Origin of the sequence: Glutamicibacter uratoxydans, from assembly GCF_006539925.1 — a bacterium.
GTDB classification, from domain to species: domain Bacteria; phylum Actinomycetota; class Actinomycetes; order Actinomycetales; family Micrococcaceae; genus Glutamicibacter; species Glutamicibacter uratoxydans.
On the sequence record NZ_BJNY01000008.1, the window covers coordinates 188,206 to 206,439 of the forward strand.

Annotated in this window: 15 protein-coding genes; 10 read left to right on the forward strand and 5 right to left on the reverse strand. The window is 62.6% G+C overall.

Features of this window, described 5'->3' with window-relative positions:
- Positions 1–28 precede the first annotated feature (28 nt).
- Positions 29–706, reverse strand: coding sequence for a GntR family transcriptional regulator (locus tag AUR04nite_RS08535; protein WP_141363933.1), 678 nt, complete (start codon positions 704–706; stop codon positions 29–31).
- Positions 707–827: 121 nt separating this feature from the next.
- Here AUR04nite_RS08535 and purU point away from each other — a divergent pair, with 121 nt between their 5' ends.
- The 6 genes from purU to AUR04nite_RS08565 all read left to right on the forward strand — a co-directional run bounded on the left by purU (position 828) and on the right by AUR04nite_RS08565 (position 8,332).
- On the forward strand, positions 828–1,727 hold the full coding sequence (purU, locus tag AUR04nite_RS08540; RefSeq protein WP_141363935.1) for a formyltetrahydrofolate deformylase: 900 nt from the start codon (positions 828–830) through the stop codon (positions 1,725–1,727).
- Between the two features lie 34 nt (positions 1,728–1,761).
- Complete coding sequence (locus AUR04nite_RS08545; protein WP_141363938.1) at positions 1,762–4,278, forward strand: GcvT family protein; 2,517 nt, start codon at positions 1,762–1,764, stop codon at positions 4,276–4,278.
- A gap of 2 nt (positions 4,279–4,280) precedes the next feature.
- On the forward strand, positions 4,281–4,910 hold the full coding sequence (locus tag AUR04nite_RS08550) for a cyclodeaminase/cyclohydrolase family protein (protein WP_141363940.1): 630 nt from the start codon (positions 4,281–4,283) through the stop codon (positions 4,908–4,910).
- Positions 4,907–5,776 carry a bifunctional 5,10-methylenetetrahydrofolate dehydrogenase/5,10-methenyltetrahydrofolate cyclohydrolase gene (locus AUR04nite_RS08555; protein ID WP_141363942.1) on the forward strand — a complete coding sequence of 290 codons (870 nt, stop codon included), beginning with the start codon at positions 4,907–4,909 and terminating at the stop codon, positions 5,774–5,776. The genes AUR04nite_RS08550 and AUR04nite_RS08555 overlap by 4 nt, the downstream gene beginning before the upstream one ends.
- A 149-nt stretch (positions 5,777–5,925) precedes the next feature.
- The gene (locus AUR04nite_RS08560; protein ID WP_246055458.1) at positions 5,926–6,750 is read left to right on the forward strand and encodes a sulfurtransferase; all 825 of its coding nucleotides are present in this window, start codon (positions 5,926–5,928) and stop codon (positions 6,748–6,750) included.
- A 151-nt stretch (positions 6,751–6,901) separates the two neighbouring features.
- Positions 6,902–8,332 carry an HNH endonuclease gene (locus AUR04nite_RS08565; protein WP_141363944.1) on the forward strand — a complete coding sequence of 477 codons (1,431 nt, stop codon included), beginning with the start codon at positions 6,902–6,904 and terminating at the stop codon, positions 8,330–8,332.
- 52 nt (positions 8,333–8,384) lie between these two features.
- Here AUR04nite_RS08565 and AUR04nite_RS08570 read toward each other — a convergent pair whose 3' ends face one another.
- Positions 8,385–9,818 (reverse strand): flavin reductase family protein, encoded by a 1,434-nt coding sequence (locus AUR04nite_RS08570; RefSeq protein WP_141363946.1) that lies wholly within the window; start codon positions 9,816–9,818, stop codon positions 8,385–8,387.
- Positions 9,815–11,119: an aromatic ring-hydroxylating oxygenase subunit alpha gene (locus AUR04nite_RS08575; protein ID WP_141363948.1), complete on the reverse strand. Its 1,305-nt coding sequence runs from the start codon at positions 11,117–11,119 to the stop codon at positions 9,815–9,817. Before AUR04nite_RS08575 ends, AUR04nite_RS08570 begins: the two co-directional genes overlap by 4 nt.
- A gap of 163 nt (positions 11,120–11,282) precedes the next feature.
- Here AUR04nite_RS08575 and AUR04nite_RS08580 point away from each other — a divergent pair, with 163 nt between their 5' ends.
- The 4 genes from AUR04nite_RS08580 (at position 11,283) to AUR04nite_RS08595 (ending at position 16,115) form a co-directional block, all read left to right on the forward strand.
- Positions 11,283–12,215, forward strand: a complete 933-nt coding sequence (locus AUR04nite_RS08580) for a LysR family transcriptional regulator (RefSeq protein WP_141363950.1) — start codon at positions 11,283–11,285, stop codon at positions 12,213–12,215.
- A gap of 130 nt (positions 12,216–12,345) precedes the next feature.
- A complete protein-coding gene (gene fdhA, locus AUR04nite_RS08585) occupies positions 12,346–13,560 on the forward strand; it encodes a formaldehyde dehydrogenase, glutathione-independent (RefSeq protein WP_141363952.1) in 1,215 nt (404 codons plus the stop codon).
- 217 nt (positions 13,561–13,777) lie between these two features.
- Complete coding sequence (locus AUR04nite_RS08590; protein WP_141363954.1) at positions 13,778–15,634, forward strand: BCCT family transporter; 1,857 nt, start codon at positions 13,778–13,780, stop codon at positions 15,632–15,634.
- A 73-nt stretch (positions 15,635–15,707) separates the two neighbouring features.
- The gene (locus tag AUR04nite_RS08595) at positions 15,708–16,115 is read left to right on the forward strand and encodes a cupin domain-containing protein (RefSeq protein ID WP_141363956.1); all 408 of its coding nucleotides are present in this window, start codon (positions 15,708–15,710) and stop codon (positions 16,113–16,115) included.
- Positions 16,116–16,119: 4 nt separating this feature from the next.
- Here the strand turns inward: AUR04nite_RS08595 and AUR04nite_RS08600 are convergent, their stop codons facing one another.
- On the reverse strand, positions 16,120–17,244 hold the full coding sequence (locus AUR04nite_RS08600; RefSeq protein WP_141363958.1) for a YkvI family membrane protein: 1,125 nt from the start codon (positions 17,242–17,244) through the stop codon (positions 16,120–16,122).
- Positions 17,245–17,368: 124 nt separating this feature from the next.
- Positions 17,369–18,025 carry a GntR family transcriptional regulator gene (locus AUR04nite_RS08605; RefSeq protein WP_141363960.1) on the reverse strand — a complete coding sequence of 219 codons (657 nt, stop codon included), beginning with the start codon at positions 18,023–18,025 and terminating at the stop codon, positions 17,369–17,371.
- Positions 18,026–18,234 lie beyond the last annotated feature (209 nt).

Here is an 18,234-nt window from a genome sequence, read left to right on the forward strand (position 1 = left end):
CGGGGCCGTTCGCGGCCCCGCCGCTGTTTTAGTAGGACATCAGCGCATCGCGCAGCGCCACCTCGAAGGCGCGCACATGCTCCGCCGACAGCTTGGAAGCGCGTTCGGCGTCTCCCTCGATCACCGCGTCCAGCAGATCCAGGTGCTCCTTGATGTGTTCGGTCAGGTGCGGAAGCTTGTCTGCCACGGTGCCCCAGATGCGCGTGCCCAGATTGTTGTAGCGCACCAGCGAATCCTCCAGATGGGGGTTGCCACAGGCGCTGTAGATGGCGCGGTGCACCTGCGAATCGAAAGTCAGCAGCTGCTCGGTGCTGCTTTCCGAATGGTCGCTCTCTTCAATTTCGCGGGCCAGTTCGCGCAACTGTTCGCGGGTCGCTTCGGTGGCGGTGCGCGCCGCCCGGGCCGCCGCCATCGGTTCCAGGCCCTGGCGGATTTCCGAGATGTAGCCCAGGTCGCTGATCTCGACGCGGGTGGCGAAGGTGCCGCGCTTGGGGTAGCTGACCACCAGTTTGTCGATCTCCAGGCGCTTGAGCGCCTCGCGCAGCGGGGTGCGGCCGATGTTCAGCTCCTGCATCAGCGCCTCCTCCCGGATCGGGTCTCCCGGGGCGATGACAAGGGTGAGAAGCATCTGGCACAACTGCTCATAGGCGAAGTCGGCCATGGAGACTCCCGGCTGGCGCGTAGCGGCGATTGTTGACTGGCTCATGACGACCTCCTGATAACTTTTCGAAAAAGTCTTGACCTCAAAAATTCCTGTGACCTAGACTACATTGCAATTCATAATATATTAGTCGGATATCTTTCGAGTATATCGATAGGGAGTTGTCATGAGCGTACAGAACCTCACCACCTCAGCGGAAGCTGTTCAGGAAGAAAACCTGGACACCGAATTCGTCCTCACCGCCTCCTGCCTGGATCAGGTGGGCATCGTCGCCGGCGTCGCGGACTTCTTGTCCTCGCGCGGCTTCAACATCAAGGAGCACCAGCAGTTCGACAACCGCGGGGCGGGCAAGGTGCACATCCGCACCGCCTTCACCACGCCTGAGCCGATCTCGGCCAAGGCGCTGGAAGCAGATTTCGCCGCCGTCGCGCAGCGCTTCGACATGAGCTACCAGCTGCGCGGCTCGCAGCCTACCCGCCTGCTGATCATGGTCTCCAAGGGCGGCCACTGCCTGAACGACCTGCTCTTCCGCTGGCGCCAGGGCGAGCTGAACGCCGAGATCGCGCTCGTGGTTTCCAACCACGAGGACCTGCGCCAGATGGCGGAGGGCGCCGGCATCCCATTCGTGCACGTGCCGATCACCAAGGACACCAAGGAACAGGCCGAGGCCAAGCTGCTGGAGCTGATCGACGAGCACGACATCGACCTGGTGGTGCTGGCCCGCTACATGCAGATCCTCTCCGACGAGCTGACCCGCAAGCTCGAAGGCCGCGCGATTAACATCCACCACTCCTTCCTGCCCGGCTTCAAGGGCGCCCGCCCCTACCACCAGGCCCATGACCGCGGCGTGAAGATGATCGGCGCCACCGCCCACTACGTCACCGCAGACCTGGACGAGGGCCCGATCATCGAGCAGGAAGTGATCCGCGTGGACCACACCTACGACCCGCGCGCGCTGTCCCAGGTGGGCCGCACTGCCGAGTCCCAGGCCCTGTCCCGCGCGGTGCAGTGGCACTGCGAGTCCCGAGTCCTGCTCGACGGCACCAGCACCGTCGTCTTCCGCTAAAAACCACCAGCTTCACACCTAAACAGGAGAAATAATGTCCAACGAGCAGCACATCGTCATCATCGGAGCCGGCATCGTCGGCGCCAACCTGGCCGATGAACTGGTGGCGCGGGGCCACAACAACATCACAGTGATCGAGCAGGGCCCGCTGGCCCTGCCCGGCGGCTCCACCTCGCACGCACCGGGCCTGGTCTTCCAGGCCAACCCTTCCCAGTCGATGATGAAGTTCGCGACCTACACCCGCGACAAGCTCGAAGCCATGGGCTGCTTCAACCCGGTGGGCGGCCTGGAAATCGCCGTCACCGAAACCCGCCTGCGCGACCTGCGCCGCCGCCACGGCTACGTCAAGTCCACTGGCGTCGAGGCGCACCTGCTCTCGGCCGAAGAGTGCCTTGAGAAGTACCCGCTGCTCAACGCCGACAAGGTGCTCGGCGGCCTCTACGTCCCGACCGACGGCCTGGCGCTGGCCACCAAGCAGGTCGCCGCGCTGATCCAGAGCACCCAGGCCGCAGGCGTGGCCTACCGCGAGCAGACCGAGGTCACCGGCATCGAGCAGGAAGACGGCAAGGTTACCGGCGTCTGGCTGGGCGAGGAATTCCTGGCCGCTGACATCGTGGTCTCCTGCGCAGGCTTCTGGGGCATGAACGTCGGCGAGATGGTGGGCGTGGACATCCCGCTGCTGCCGCTGGCCCACCAGTACGCCAAGACCACCAAGGTCGCCAGCCTGGAAGGCCGCAACGAGCTGCCCAACGGCGCCACCCTGCCGATCCTGCGCTACCAGGACCAGGACCTGTACTACCGCGAGCACGGCGACCGCATCGGCATCGGCTCCTACGCCCACAAGCCAATGCCTTCGCCGGTGCACAAGCTGCCCAAGATCGCCGCGGCTGACTACACCGAAGAAAACATGCCATCGAGCCTGGAATTCACCGTAGAGGACTTCCTGCCGGCCTGGGAGGCCTCGCAGGAGATCCTGCCGGACCTGGCAGATGCTGAGATCGAGCACGGCTTCAACGGCATCTTCTCCTTCACCTCCGACGGCGGCTCGCTGGTCGGCCAGTCCCCGAAGGTGCGCGGCTTCTACATGGCCGAGGCAGTATGGGTGACCCACTCCGGCGGCATCGCCCGCGCCGTGGCGGAACTGATCACCGAGGGACGCAGCAGCATCGACCTGGGAGACAGCGACGTCAACCGCTTCGAAGACGTCCAGCTGGCCCCGAGCTTCGTGGACGAGACCTCGGCGCAGAACTTCGTGGAGATCTACGACGTGCGCCACCCGCTGGAGCCTCGCCTGGCCCTGCGCGACCTGCGCGTCTCGCCGTTCCACGCCCGCCAGCGCGAGCAGCAGGCATTCTTCCTGGAAGGCGGCGGCTGGGAGCGTCCGTACTGGTACGAGTCCAACGCCAAGTACCTCAAGGACCTGCCGGAGGACTGGAAGGAGCCGCTGCGCGACACCTGGTCCGCGAAGTTCCACTCGCCGATCGCCGCGGTGGAAGCTTGGAAGACCCGCACCGCAGTGGCCATGTACGACATGACCCCGCTCAAGCGCTTCGAAATCTCCGGCCCGGGCGCAGCTGCCATGCTGCACCGCCTGAGCACCGGCAACGCCAAGAAGTCCATCGGCTCGGTCACCTACACCCTGCTGCTGGACGAGGCAGGCGGCATCCGCAGCGACATCACCATCGCCCGCCTGGAGGAGAATACCTTCCAGGTCGGCGCGAACGGCAACATCGACCTGGCCTACTTCACCGTGGAAGCCGAGGCGCAGAACTCCGGCAAGGTCCCCGGCGGCTGGGTTCACGTGCGCGACATCACCGGCGGCACCTGCTGCATCGGCCTGTGGGGCCCGCACGCCCGCAAGGTCATCGAGAAGCTGTCCGACGACGACTTCAGCAACGAGGGCCTGAAGTACTTCCGCGCCACCAAGGCCCACATCGCCGGCGTGCCGGTCAGCGCCTGGCGCCTGTCCTACGTGGGCGAGCTCGGCTGGGAAATCTACACCACGGCTGACAACGGCCAGCGCCTCTGGGATGTGCTCTTCGAGGCCGGCCGCGAATTCGGCATCGTCCCCGCCGGCCGCGCCGCCTTCGCCTCGCTGCGTCTGGAAAAGGGCTACCGCTCCTGGGGCTCGGATATGAACACCGAGTACAACCCCTACGAGGCGGGCCTGGACTTCGCCATCGCCAAGAAGAAGGAAGAGGACTTCGTGGGCAAGGCCGCCCTGGCTGAAATCGCCAAGCAGCCGGTCACCAAGAAGCTGCGCTGCCTGGTGCTCGACTCCCCGAACCAGGTGGTCCTGGGCAAGGAGCCGGTCTACGCGGGCGAGGACGTCGTCGGCTACGTGACCAGCGCCGCCTTCGGCTTCACCGTGGGCCGCCCGATCGCCTACTCCTACCTGCCGGCCAGCTACGAGTTCGGCGACAAGGTGGAAATCGACTACTTCGGCCAGCGCCTGTCCGCCACCGTGACCCAGGATCCGCTGTACGATCCGCAGATGAAGCGCCTGCGCGACATCCAGGATGCACCGGTGGCCGAAAAGGTGTCGGTGTAGCGGTGCCAGTCATTTCCGAACTCTCGATCCAGGACTACCTGGCCGGGCTTTCATCCAACGAGCCGACCCCGGGCGGAGGTGCGGCCGCCGGGCTGCACCTCGCCCAGGGCGCGGCCCTGGTGGCCATGGTGGCCCGCTTCTCCACCGGCTCCCGCTACCGCGACGTTGAAGAGCGGGCGCTGGAAATCGCCCGCCTCGCCGACGAGCTGCGCGACGGCGCGGTGCAGGTGGCGCAGGACGACCAGCTGGTCTTCGCCCAGGTCATCGCCGCCTACCGGCTGCCGCGGGCCGACGACGAGCAGCGCGCCGCCCGCGCCGCCGCCATCGAGGACGCCACCATCAAGGCCTCCATGCCGCAGTTCGAATCGGTGTCCCTGGCCGAGCAGATCCTTGCCCTGGCCGAAGAGCTGGTGAAAATCGGCAACCGCAGCGTGCTCAGCGACGTGGCAGCCGCCGCGGAAGCAGCCCGCGCGGCCCTGGGCACCGCCGTGGTGACCATGGAAATCAACGCCAACTCGCTGAAGACCCAGGCGCTGCGCGAGAAGCTCGCCGAGGCGGTGACCGAGGCGGAGGAGGACATGGCTCTGGCCGATCAGATCAGCCGCAAGGTCCGCAGGGAGCTGGCCGGATGAGCGCGCGGCTGCTCACCGGCCTGCCGGTGGCCAAGAAGCTGCGCGCGGACACTGCGCGGAACATCAAGGAGCTTGCCGGCACCGGGGTGGTTCCCAAGCTGGCGGTGGTGCTTGCCACCGACAACGAGTCAACCGCCTGGTATGTGCGCTCCATTGTGCGCCAGGCGGCCGAGGCCGCGGTGCACTGCGACGTGGTGGACCTCGGCGCGGACGCCGGGCAGTGGCAGCTGCAAGAAGCCCTTGAGGCGCTGGCCCTGGACCACACGGTCCACGGCATCATCCTGCAGACGCCGCTTCCTGCGGGGGTCGACGCGGCCGTGCTGGCCGCGCTGATTCCGGTGCACAAGGACATCGACGGGGCCAACCCGGAGAGCCTGGGCCGCCTGGCCGCCGGGCTTCCGGCCTATGCCGCGACCACCGCGCAGGCCGCGGTCGAGGTCCTGGAGCACTACCAGGTGCCGCTGGCTGGCGAGCACGTGACGGTCATCGGCCGCTCGATGGTCGTCGGCAAGCCGCTGGCCCAGCTGCTGCTGGCGCGCGACGCCACCGTCACCACCTGCCATTCGCGCACCAGGGATCTGGCGAGCCACACCAAGGCCTCTTCGGTCGTGGTGGTGGCCGCGGGACGTGCCGGCCTGCTCACCGGCGCGGACCTGAATGAGGACAGCGTGGTCGTCGACGTCGGCACCAATGTCGACGAGGCGGGCAGGCTGATTGGAGATGTCCATGCGGACAGTGTGCTGCCGGTTGCCAAGGCCTTGAGCCCGGTGCCCGGAGGGGTGGGGACTGTGACCACCTCGCTGCTGATGCTGCGCACTTCGCAGGCGGCGCTGGAATCGCTAGTGGCCAGCGCCCAGCCCGCCTGAGAACCCGTATGGGACAACTGGAAGGCCGTCGTGAACACGGGTAGGTTCACGGCGGCCTTCCGCTGTATTCGGAAGCCTCCGGAAGGCTGTTGATCTCATCATTCGGACGCATTCTTCTCGGATGCTGGTCGGGATCCTATGCTTGGAAGATGACTAGGCAGGCTATGGAACTGAGTCCCTTCGTGGACATCGGCTGGTTGAAATCCCACCGCGAGCAGGTGGTTGTCGCCGACGTTCGCTGGTACCTCGATGGCTCTTCCGGCGCGCAAGCCTACCGCCGCGGACATATTCCCGGTGCAGTCTTCGTCGACCTGGACCGCTGGCTCTCGGGAGAGTCTGGGCCGCGAGGCCTCAATCCGCTGCCCACCCCGGACGTATTTGCGCAGGGTATGGGTTCGCTGGGGATCGGGGACGATTCAACGGTCATCGCCTATGACGACGCCGGCGGAGTCATCGCGGCGCGACTCGTATGGATGCTGCGCGCCCTTGGGAAGAGTTCCGCATTGCTCGACGGAGGAATCTCCTCTTGGGGCGGGCCGCTGGAAACTAGTGTGCCGCAACCGTCCGTGGCCCAGTTCTCGGCCACGGCCTGGCCGGCATCCATGTTGGCAAGCGCCGACGACGTTGACCAATTTCCAGGCCTGGTGGTGGATGCGCGCAACCCGGAGCGGTTCAATGGAAGCTTGCAGGTGCCCAGCGATCCGCAGCCCGGGCATATTCCGGGCGCGGTTAACGTACCCTGCCGGCGCAATCTCGATGCAGCAGGCCAGCTGCTACCAGCTACACAGGTGCGCGAAAATTTTTATCGCGCTGACGTCACAGACGCTACGGCGACTATTTCGTATTGCGGTTCTGGTGTCACCGCATGCCATAACCTTCTAGTGATGGAACACCTTGGAATGGGCCGTGGTCGCCTTTATCCCGGGGGCTGGTCGCACTATGCCGCGCTGGAGAATCGCATCGCGGAACTGTAATGCCGATTCTGCGCAGGTCTTCCGCCCTGCTTGCGGGATAAGTGCTGTGTTCTTGGAAGCCCGGAAAGCCGAGCTTCCAACCGGTTGCCCAAGTAAAAATTCTCAGAATATATTCGAATACATTTTCTAACAATGAGAGTATTCTGGAAATATGTCCGAAGCAATGGCGCAAAGGCATCGCCCACCCCAGACCCCCTTGGAACTGCGGCTGACTGAGCTGCGGCGGGAAATCCACGCTCTGGCTACAGAGCTGCTGGAATCTGGGGACACCCCTGAGCTCTTGCTCGGGATCAGTGAACTGCAGACGACCATCGCAGCGTTCCACTATTTGCAGGCGGCGCTGAGCCATCAGGCAGAAAAGCGCATCTGCTACGACCATGAAGAACGCGGCGTGCACATTGACTACCCGGCCACCGGTGCGGCCAGCAGCGTGGCCCTGGCCCGCCGGCAGGCTCCCCATGGTTTCATGTCGAAGCTGGCCGGCTACCGGATTCTCTTTGAAGACACCCCGAACCTCGCGGGCGCCTTCGCCCTCGGTGTTGTGGACGAAGACCGCATCGACATTACCCTGACCGAGCTGGGCAAGATCAAAGCCGAGCATCGGAAGGACTTTGACGCTTTCTATGGCGAGAACCCCGATTTATTCACCAACAAGGGGCCGGGCAAAGTCCGTGAAGCGGTGCGGGAATTCACTCTTCCGCTGATGGATGACGAGGAATCGGCGAAGCTGCAAGACGCCGCCGATAAGCAGTATGTCCGCTTCTACCGCGACGGAAGTTCAATCCGTTTCAGCGGGAGCCTTCCATCGGTTGAAGGCGTTGCCTTGCGAGAGCATCTGCGTCAGGTGTCTTTCCAAGCCAAACAGCAGGGAGATCCGCGTACTCGCACGCAGATCGAGGCCTCGGCCTTGGTCGGCAATCTGGTCGCCGGGCAGAAGCGCAAGCTGCCATTGAATCTGAGCCTCTGCTTGATCATGACAGACCGTTCCCTATTCATGGGAAAGAAGGAACCAGCCTACTTGGAAGGCTACGGCTACATCTCGTCTCAGGTGGCACGGGAGCTGATCGCTGGCTCCTTTGACGGCAACGGTGTAGACATTCGCAAGCTGCGTGAAGGCGAGTACCAGGACTACCTGGAGAACCTGGAAACGGTCACCGAAATTATCCGGTTGTATACGGCGCCGGGAGGCACCGAGCTGGTGGCAATGGATTCAAAGGCAAGAGCGTTTCCCAAGAAGCTGCGGCGCTTTATCAGGGTGAGGGATCGGAATTGCCGAACGCCTTATTGCGACGGCCTGGTGCAGGAAGCCGACCATATTCTTCAGCACCATCTCGGTGGCCGAACTAATGCGGACAACTCTGCTGGACGCTGCCCAATATGCAATAAAGCAAAAGAAAAGTGGGGCTGGGACGAATATGTGGCCCTGGCTCATCCGCAGACCATGGTTATTCAGAACGCTGGGATGAGGTTTGTCTCGCAGGCCCCGCCGGTCATGGGGTATGAACATGCGGTGTTCCCGGAACTGAAAGAGGAACCTGGGTGGCTGCGTGGATTGAAGCATCGCTTGCGTGGAGCTGCCTAGCCTGCAGACAAGAAGGCCCTGAGAACGGTTTTAGCCGTTCTCAGGGCCCATCTTATGCGTCGATGACCAAGTCGGTCTTTGCTGTGGAGCAGCAGGCTAGGAACTTGCCTGCGGCGACCTCGCGGGCGCGGATTCCGCCTTGGTGGTTCATCTCAATCTCACCTGAGACCTTAACTACCTTGCAGGATCCGCACATTCCTTCCTGGCAGTTGGTGGCTATGCGCACCCCTGCACTTTTCGCGATTGGAAGGATCTTCTGATCTGGATTGATCTTCACCTTCAAGCCGGTCTTCAGGAAGGACAGTGTTAAAGTCCCTTCTCCGACGGTCTTGAAAGCTGAATCGTCCGCAGGCCCGGCAGGTTCCGCCTTCGCAGCAGAACCATCCGCTACGGAATCGCCGCCAGTCGTTTCGTCCGGGAAAGCCCCGCCCTCGGCAACTTCCAGCGGCAGTCCTGCGGCTTCCAGCGGGCCGTCCTTGTCGAAGGCCGGCTCGTAGAGCTCCAGGGCAACTGGTTGGCTTTCGTAGAAATCCTCGGCGGAGTCTGCGATGTCGTCGGCTAGTTCCCCGGCAAGCTCTTCGGCGATGGCAACTTCCTGCTGGTATTCGAGCAGGGTTTTGCGATCTCCAGAGAAGAACTCCATATGGATGGACGTTTCGTCGACGCCGATCTGCTTGAGCAGTTCGGCGGCGTTGTTCAGATATCCCTCCGGACCGCAGGCGTACACCTGGCGGCCGTTGGCATCCGGTGCCACCTGCTCGATCATTTGGCTGGTGAGACGGCCGAGCATCCACTCCCATTTTTCCGGAGCATTGCGGTCTCCCAGCGACCAGAAGACCTGGATACGCTCGTCGACCGATGCCAGGTACTCCAGCTCCTTGGCAAAGGCGAACTGCCCAGCCTGGGCGCCGTGATACAGCACGACGACGTCAGCCTGCCCCGGCAGGCTGTGGATCGTGCGCAGCATCGACATGATCGGCGTGATGCCTGCACCTGCCGCCAAGAACAGGAAGCGGGCTCGACGCTCGACATCTGGAAGGTGGAAAGCACCTACCGGGCCGAGCACGTCGAGCACGGTGCCCGGACGGACGTTTTCATGAACCCACGGCGAAACCTGGCCCATGTGATCGCGCTTCACGCTGATGCTGAAGGTCCACGGCTCAGTGGGGGCACTTGAAATCGAATAGCTGCGGTCCAGCGGATCCTCGTCTTCGCCGTTGACCGGGAACGCGAAGTTCAGGTACTGGCCCGGGCGGAACGCGAGGGGCGCTCCGTCGGTGCGGCGGAAGACAAAGGTCATGATGTCGCCGAGGTCCGGGATGACCTCTACGCATTCAGCAGTGAATTCCTGTGGATGCCAGGGACCCAGCGCGTGGGCTGCGCCGGCGGCGTCGCCGGAAGCCTGCAACACGCGGTTCCACGGCATTTCCAGGCCCCGAATGCGCTGGGTATCCGGGGCCTGGATGCTTACAGTAGTGACTGTCATGCCAGGTGCTCCTGCATGCGCTGGGTGTACCAGTTGATGAATGCCTCAACCTGGTATTCGCTCTTCATGTATGGGCCCTGCTCGTAGTTCGGGCTGGCAGCGCCCTGCTGGCACAGCTCGACGAACGCGCGGTCCTGGATGTTGGTCTGCTTCCAGGTGTGGGTCAGTGCCTCGACATCGTAGTCGTCGCCCTCGACAGCGTCGTCGGCTACCAGCCAGGTGGTGCGCACCAGAGTCTTGCCTTCGGTGATCGGGAAGACGCTGAAGGTCACGATGTGGTCGCCGAGGAAGTGGAACCAGCTGTTTGGCTGCAGGTGCATGGAGCAGCGGCCCAAGCGGAAGTCGCGCAGGTCGCCGAGCAGCTTCTTGGACAGGCGGTGGCCGTCGGGGGAGAAGGACTCGCCTTCGCCGTCCAGCGGTTCACGGGAGATGCGGATGCCTGCGATTCGGGTGTCCAGCTCTTCGACTACCTCGTAAGGAAGGCCGTAGCGGCGGCAGCGCTCTTCCAGTGCGCGCTCGGATTCCTTGTTGCGCTCCCAAACTTCTTCCAGATGCGGTGGAACGGTGTCCTCGGTCAGGCCCCAGGTCGGGAACAGCGAGCAGGCGAGTTCTGGGTGGCCGTCGCAGTGGTAGCACTCGCGGTTGTTCTCCATCACCAGCTTCCAGTTGCCCTCTTCGATGATGTTCTGCTGGTAGGCAATCTTGGTGCGGGCGATATCGTGCGGAGCCAGGTAAGGCTCGAAGATCTTGGAGGTCTCGTCGAAGTCCGTTGGCGGTTCGTCGGCGATGCAGACGAAGATCAGGCCGGCGACGATGCGGCTGTGCGCCTTCTTCAGGCCGAAGCAGCTCTTGTCGAAGTTCATTTCACCCGGTGCGGAGGCGTGGATCAGGTCGCCTTCCGAGTTATAGGTCCACGAGTGGTAGCCGCAGACCAAGTTGCCGGTGGTGCCGGAGTCTGCGGTCAGTACTCGGGCGCCGCGGTGGCGGCAGACGTTGTGCATCACGTTGACGCCGCCCTCGTCGTTGCGCAGAACGATCAATGAGATCGGGCCGTATTCGACGGTGACGTAGTCGCCTGGCTCTGGGAGTTCGGCGATGCTGGCGGCAAAGAGCCAGTGGTTGCTGAAGATGCCTTCCATGTCCATCTTGAAGATCGTCGGGTCCGTGTAGAACGGAGCTTCAAGCGAGTAGCCTGCGCGGCGGTTGTTAAATAGCTCTTTTGCGTTCTCTAGAGCTTCTGCTGGCAGGCCAGCGGTGAGCCTGCCCTTCTGGGTGCGCGGCGCTGGGGCTGAAACGGACATGTGGTTACTCCTAGATCAAGCTGAGTTACTGCGGATGCCTGCTAGGCAGGCGTAGAGGGTCTATGGCGAGGAGCCATGAAGAGTTGTTGTATGAATCACAATATGTCCTGATATATGACAAGAAAAGAGGAAGTATTTGGATGGATTCGTGCACAATATCTGCATGATCGATCAGCGCCTCAAGACCTTGAGGATATTTGCTAATTGCGGCACTGTCGCCGCCACCGCAGAACTTACTGGATACTCTCCCTCGGCAGTTTCTGCGCAGCTTCGCGAACTGCAGCGAAGCCTTGGAATGCAGCTGCTTTCCAAGGAAGGCCGAGGGGTGAGGCTCACTGCAGCGGGGCGCCAGCTGGTTCGCGGCGCCGACACCCTGGTTGCGGATTGGGAGCTGCTGCGCGCGTCGGCATTCAATGCCGATGACCAGGTGCCGGGCCATCTTGGCATGGGCGGGTTCTCCACTGCGGCCGCGCATCTTCTTGCCCCCTTGGCGCAGCACCTTCGGGTGGAACGTCCGGCTGTTGAAGTGGAGCTGGTGGAGGCCCATCCCGAGCATTGCTTGAACCTGCTGGTGGCCGAGCGGATTGACCTTGCGGTGATTGTCTCCACTCAAGCGGGTCTGCGCTCCGATGACGACTCGAAGTTTGAGCAGGTGACCTTGCTCAATGACCCGCTGGATGTCATCGTCCCCAAGGACCACCCGCTGGCGGGCCGGTCGCATCTGCACTTGGAGGAGCTGGCCGGCGAGCAGTGGATCACGGATGCCGAGGGGTCGGTGTATCGGGCGCTCTTTACTGCTGCTTTTGCCGCTATCGGCCAGATGCCGCGCATTGCCCATCAGGCCAAGGAATGGGAGACGATGTCCGCCTTTGTCGGGGCGGGGCTGGGGGTCGGGCTTCTGCCCAGGCTCGCAGTGCTCAATGGCCTAGAGGGAGTGTCGCGCGTGCGCTTGGCTGGCGCCAACCATCCGACGCGGCGCATCGTCGCCGCGGTGCGTCGGGGTTCCATGGAGGCGCCGTTGATCCGGGAGTCCCTTGAATTCCTTCAAGAGGAAGCCGCAAGGATCTTGCGGGTCCGCCTGGCTGAAGGCGGATAATTCTTCGCTGCTGCAAACCGGTCCTCGGAAATATTATTCAAGGCCTTGACAGTCCATGTGGCGCAAAGCACACTAATGTGTAGTCGACTAAAGGTATCCAACTAATATTTCAGAGGCAGGTGGTTCCCACATGGGCAACAAGGCAGTCAGCTACGCGGGAGCAGGCAAGGTCGAAGTCATCGACACCCCATATCCGGAGTTCATCCTGCGCGATGGTCCGGGCGTCCACCCGGACAACATCGGGCGCCAGGTGAATCACGGCGTGATCATCAAGACCGTCGCCACCAATATCTGCGGCTCGGACCAGCACATGGTCCGCGGACGCACCACCGCACCCCAGGGCTTGGTGCTCGGCCACGAAATCACCGGCGAGGTGGTGGAGGTCGGCCGCGACGTCGAGTTCCTGAAGGTCGGCGACATGATCTCGGTGCCTTTCAACATCTCCTGCGGTCGCTGCCGCAACTGCAAGGTGGGCCAGACCGGCATCTGCCTGAACGTGAACCCTGACCGTCCAGGCTCCGCTTACGGGTACGTTGACATGGGCGGTTGGGTCGGCGGCCAGGCCGAGTACGTGCTGGTGCCCTACGCCGACTGGAACGCCCTGAAGTTCCCAGACCGCGACCAGGCGATGGAAAAGATCCTCGACCTGGCGATGCTCGCAGACATTTTCCCCACCGGATTCCACGGCGCAGTCGGTGCCGGAGTGACCGTGGGCTCCACCGTCTACGTTGCAGGTGCCGGACCGGTCGGCCTAGCTGCTGCGACAGCTGCTCAGCTGTTGGGCGCAGCGGTGGTCATCGTCGGCGATCTAAACGAGGACCGTCTGGCCCAGGCCCGCAGCTTCGGCTGCGAAACGGTGAACGTCTCCCTGGGCGATCCGGCTGCGCAGATCGAGCAGATTCTCGGTGTTCCAGAGGTCGACTGCGGCATTGACGCGGTGGGCTTCGAAGCACGCGGTCACGGCCACGATGCGGGCAAGGAACAGCCTGCAACCGTGTTGAACTCGCTGATGGAAATCACCCGCGCCGGCGGCAGCCTGGGTATCCCAGGACTCTACGTCACCGGCGACCCGGGAGCCGAGGACGAGGCGGCCCGCGTGGGCTCGCTGTCCATGCGCTTCGGCCTGGGCTTCGCGAAGTCCCACACTTTCGTCACCGGACAGTGCCCGGTCATGAAGTACAACCGTGGACTGATGCAGGCGATCCTGAACGACAAGGTCTCCATCGCCAAGAACGTCAACGCATCCACCATTTCCCTGGACAAGGCTCCTGAAGGCTACGCGGCATTCGACGCGGGTGCCGCACAGAAGTTCGTCCTGGATCCACACGGCCTGATCCGCGCCTAATTAAGCGGTGCATGCCAAGGGGCCGACAGTGCGCTGCCGGCCCCTTGCCTATCCCAACGATGCCGCCCAAATAAGTTCTTGACCTGTGCCTGAGGCGCGGGAGCGGCAATCTCATCAGCTGACCACGTGTCCTTTCGCAAACGCTGGCTCCAGTGCACACGCGGTCTTGGCTGGAACCACTCGCAATGGTTCCCCTAATGGTTAAAGAAGAACGAAAATGAGCAAACGCGATGAATCGCTGCAGGGCCTCGTCGGTGAACTACGCACCGCACGAAAACGCCTTGACAAGAAATACAACCTTTCAGGCACCGACTTCTGGGTCTTCGGCATTGCAGCAAGCATTGTCGTAGCCTTCATCATCTGGGGCGTCATGACGCCGTCGGGACTCGGCTCCGCCGCGAGCACGGCGCTGTCCTGGGTGATGACCAACACCGGCTGGGTCTTCGTGATTGCCGGCGCGGTCTTTGCAACCTTTGTGCTGGTGGTCGCGGCGAAGAGCTTCGGCCGCATCCCGCTGGGCAAAGACGGGGAGAAGCCGCAGTTCTCCACCGTTTCGTGGATCTCGATGATGTTCGCCGCAGGCATGGGCATCGGCCTGGTGTTCTACGGCGTGGGCGAACCGCTCTACTTCTACATGTCGCCGCCTCCAGGGACCGTGGACGGGGAATCCACCAAGGCCCTGAGCACCGCCATGGGAACCACCCTCTTCCACTGGACCTTGTTCCCCTGGGCCATGTATGCGATGGTCGGGCTCGGCATGGCCTACGGCAGCTACCGTCTGGGCCGTCCGCAGCTGTTCTCCTCGATGTTCAGCTCGATCTTCGGCGAACGCGCCACCACCGGCTGGGGCGGGCGGATCATCAACATCCTCGCAATTCTGGCAACCCTCTTTGGCTCTGCCTGTTCGCTGGGCCTAGGTGCACTGCAGATCGGAGGCGGCATCCAGACCGCCGGCCTGGCAGAAAAGGTCGGCACCGGCTTCCTGGTGGTCATCATCGCTGTGCTGACCGCACTGTTCGTGGCTTCGGCCATCTCGGGCATCGAGCGCGGCATCCAATGGCTGTCGAATATCAACATGGTGCTTGCCGTCATCATCGCGCTGATCGTCTTCATCGGCGGCCCGACCCTGTTCATCTTGAACGTCATCCCGAATGCCGTCGGCTCGTTCATCCAGGACCTGCCGATGATGGCCGGCCGCACCGGCGTAGGCGATGAAGCGGTCTCCAGCTGGCTCTCGTCGTGGACCGTGTTCTACTGGGCCTGGTGGATCTCCTGGTCGCCATTCGTCGGCATGTTCATGGCCCGCATCTCCCGCGGCCGCACCATCCGCCAGTTCGTCACCGGCGTGCTGCTGGTTCCCTCCGCAGTGACCCTGATGTGGTTCGCCATCTTCGGCGGCGGCGCCATCGGCATCCAGGAACGCGCAACGCTCTCCGGAAACGTCGGACAGAAGCTGGCGAACATGGTGGACGGCGCGCCGGACATCAACTTCGACACCGTGCTCTTCGAGCTCTTCGACCGGCTGCCGCTGCCCGGCTGGATTTCCGTGGTGCTCATGGTCGTGATGGTGCTACTGATCGGCATCTTCTTCGTCACCGGCGCCGACTCGGCCTCCATCGTCATGGGCGGTTTGACCGAGCGCGGGGCCGAGGAGCCAACCAAGAAGTCGATCATCTTCTGGGGCACCTCCATGGGAATCGTCGCGGCCATCATGCTGCTGGCCGGCGGCGACAAGCCGGCAGAGGCGCTGAACGGCTTGAAGAATATTACGATCGTCTCCGCGCTGCCGTTCGTCGTAGTGATGCTCCTGCTGTGCGTAGCGATCTGGAAGGACCTGAGCCGCGATCCGCTGATCCTGCAGGACCGGGTGGTGCGCGAGGTGCTTGAAAAGTCGGTATCCGACGGCGTGGACCGGCACGACGGCAGCGAGTTCAGCCTGATGACCGCCGGGATCCCGATCGTCCAGCAGCCGGTTGAAGCCACGATCCAGGTCGAGGCGGACAGCGGCGAAATGCTGATCATCAACGAACGCCTGCTCGGCGAGCAGGAACCGGAAGCAGCCTCCGAACGCTGACCGGAACAAGGCGGCAAGGGCCCTCGACCCCGTTGGTCGAGGGCCCTTGCGCGCAGCAAACCCAAGGAGAAACATGTTTGAGGCCCGGGGCGAAACCGCATTTGAACACCGTATGCACCAGGGGTCTTCCCTGATGGTCAGCCACCACTTCGGCGGCGCTACCCAGCTGCCGGTGGCCATCCAGACCTGGGTGGTGCCGCCTGGCGGATTCGAAGGCTTCCACCGGCACGATGGGGAGCAGCCGCTGACCGAGATCTACCAGGTCCTGGAAGGACGAGCCCGCATGCGCATTGCCAACGCGGAGTACGAGCTGGGTCCCGGAGACAGCGCGCTCGCCCCCGCCGGAGTGGACCACGATCTGGTCAACACGGGCGAGGGCGAGCTGCGGGTATTGGTGGTGTGGGGGCCTCCCGGCCACTTCGACATGTCAGGATTCGGCTCGCATCAGCGCTACCTCCAGCAGAAGTCGGCGGGGAAGTAAGTGCTTAGAGCTTCTGCTTTGCCGCGATCCTGGTCGCGGTTTTGACGAGCATCAGCACTAGCAGCAGGATCCCGACATAGCCGTTGATCACGTAGACGATGTTGACCATCTGGCTGAAGGGAACCGCGAGGCCGATGATGGTCCCGAGCACTGCCAAGGCGATGGTGCAGTACTTGAACCGCGGAGTCTTGTCTGCGAAGAACCGCGAGGACACGGTCCAGAGCAGGGGCACTGCGGTGGTGTAGATGCCGGCGAGGATCATGACCGAGATCCCCGACGCGAGCACCGGGCTGATGTCGCGGGCAAGGACCAGCATCGGAATTTCAGCCCCGGCGACCTGGGTGATGTTAGCCAGCAGCCCGAGGCTTACGACAATGCATGCGACAGAAAAGGCGATGGCTCCCGCCGCACCGCCGGCGGCGGCTTCCTTCTTGCTGCGCGCGGTTTTTCCCAGCGCGGTCAGGAAGGCGGCCAGCCACAGCATGCAGAAGCCGACATAGGACAGGCCCGACATGAACCAGCTGCTTGACGCCTGGGTGAGCTCAAGCGTCGGAATGAGCGCGTTGCCCGCCGAGATGCCCTCGGGGTTGCGGATGATGCCCACTGCGCCCAGGGCAATGGCCACGACGACGATGACCGGTCCGATTTTGCCGATGACATCGACCAGCGAATTCAGTCCGAACCAGACGCTGATGCCCACCACCACTGCCAGGCCGATGCCGCCTGCATATTTGGACAATCCGTAGTGCTCCTCGAAGACTGCACCGGCTCCGGCAACCATGACCGCAAAGCTGAGGAAGACGAAGAGGATCGAAAAGTAGTCGAAGAAGGTGCCGAGGTATTTTCCGCAGTAATAGTGGAAAATCCGCGACGGCTGCTCGAATTTTTTGGCCTGTCCGACGACGAAGAATTCAATGACCACATAGGTCATGAGCGCCAGGACCAATAGCCCGGTGCCAAAGACGCCCCAATACCCATAGGAGGTGAAATACTGCGAAATTTCCTGCCCGGTGGCAAATCCAGAACCGATAAGAAAAGCGATGATTGCGCCGGCAAAAGTCAGAACTCTCGATACGCTGAGCTTTGAACCGGATTGAATGGGGGACAGGGCTGGTGCTTTGTCCGTCATGGGGGAATCTACTCCTTGGGGTGTTCTCTTCGTTGAGACCAAAAAACGCGCACCACTGATATATCAGTGATGCGCGTTACACGTTACGGAGTGGGTTTGCCGGATTCAAACTGTTACGAACCCTTTAGAGCACTGATCGCACGGTTTTTTCGAAGTTGAGGATGTGCTCGCCTGCCATGGCCGCCGCGGCCTCGCTGTCGCCGGCCAGGATCAGGTCGATCAGTGTGACGTGCTCCGAGATGTGCTGGTGGATATCGGGCAGCCGGTTGAGCACCATGCACCAGATGCGCGTGGCGAGATTATCGAGCCGCACCAGGGCTTCTTCAAGGTGGTGGTTGTTGGCGGCCTGGTAGATCAGACGGTGGACTTTGAGGTCGAACTCGATGAGCTGGCGGTGGTCGTGCAGGCTGTCGAGGCCGCTGATGGCTTCCCGTGTTTTCTCCAGCTCCTCGCGGTAGATGCCGCCCTTTTCTTCTGCGGCGCGGCGGGTTGCGAGGCTTTCGAGGGAGAAGCGCACATCTGAGATGGAAGCGAGCTCGGTGACGTCCACGCCGGTGGCGAAGGTGCCGCGGCGTGGATAAGAAACCACGAGGTGGTCGATTTCCAGGCGCTTGAGCGCTTCGCGCATGGGAGTACGTCCGGTGCCCAGATCCGCAGCGAGGGCCGCTTCGTTGATCGGGTCGCCGGGGGCGATGTCCAGCATAATGAGGCGGTCGCGCAGAATCCGGTAGGAGCGCTCTGCCATTGATTCGCTGTCCGCAATTTCGGCTGTAGTCGTCATTTGTGTAGTACTCCTTTCATAACTCATTCTGCCTTGGTTTGCCTTTTGGGGGAAATGTTTTCTCAACCTATTGACTCAGTGTGATCTCAGCCATACGCTAGTGGTAAATCCTTGATATATCAGTTGTCTATAAGACGTTCGAAGGAATCGACTCATGGCAGAATTGCAGACCTTGGTGCCAACCTCCCTAACTGAAGACTTGAGCACCC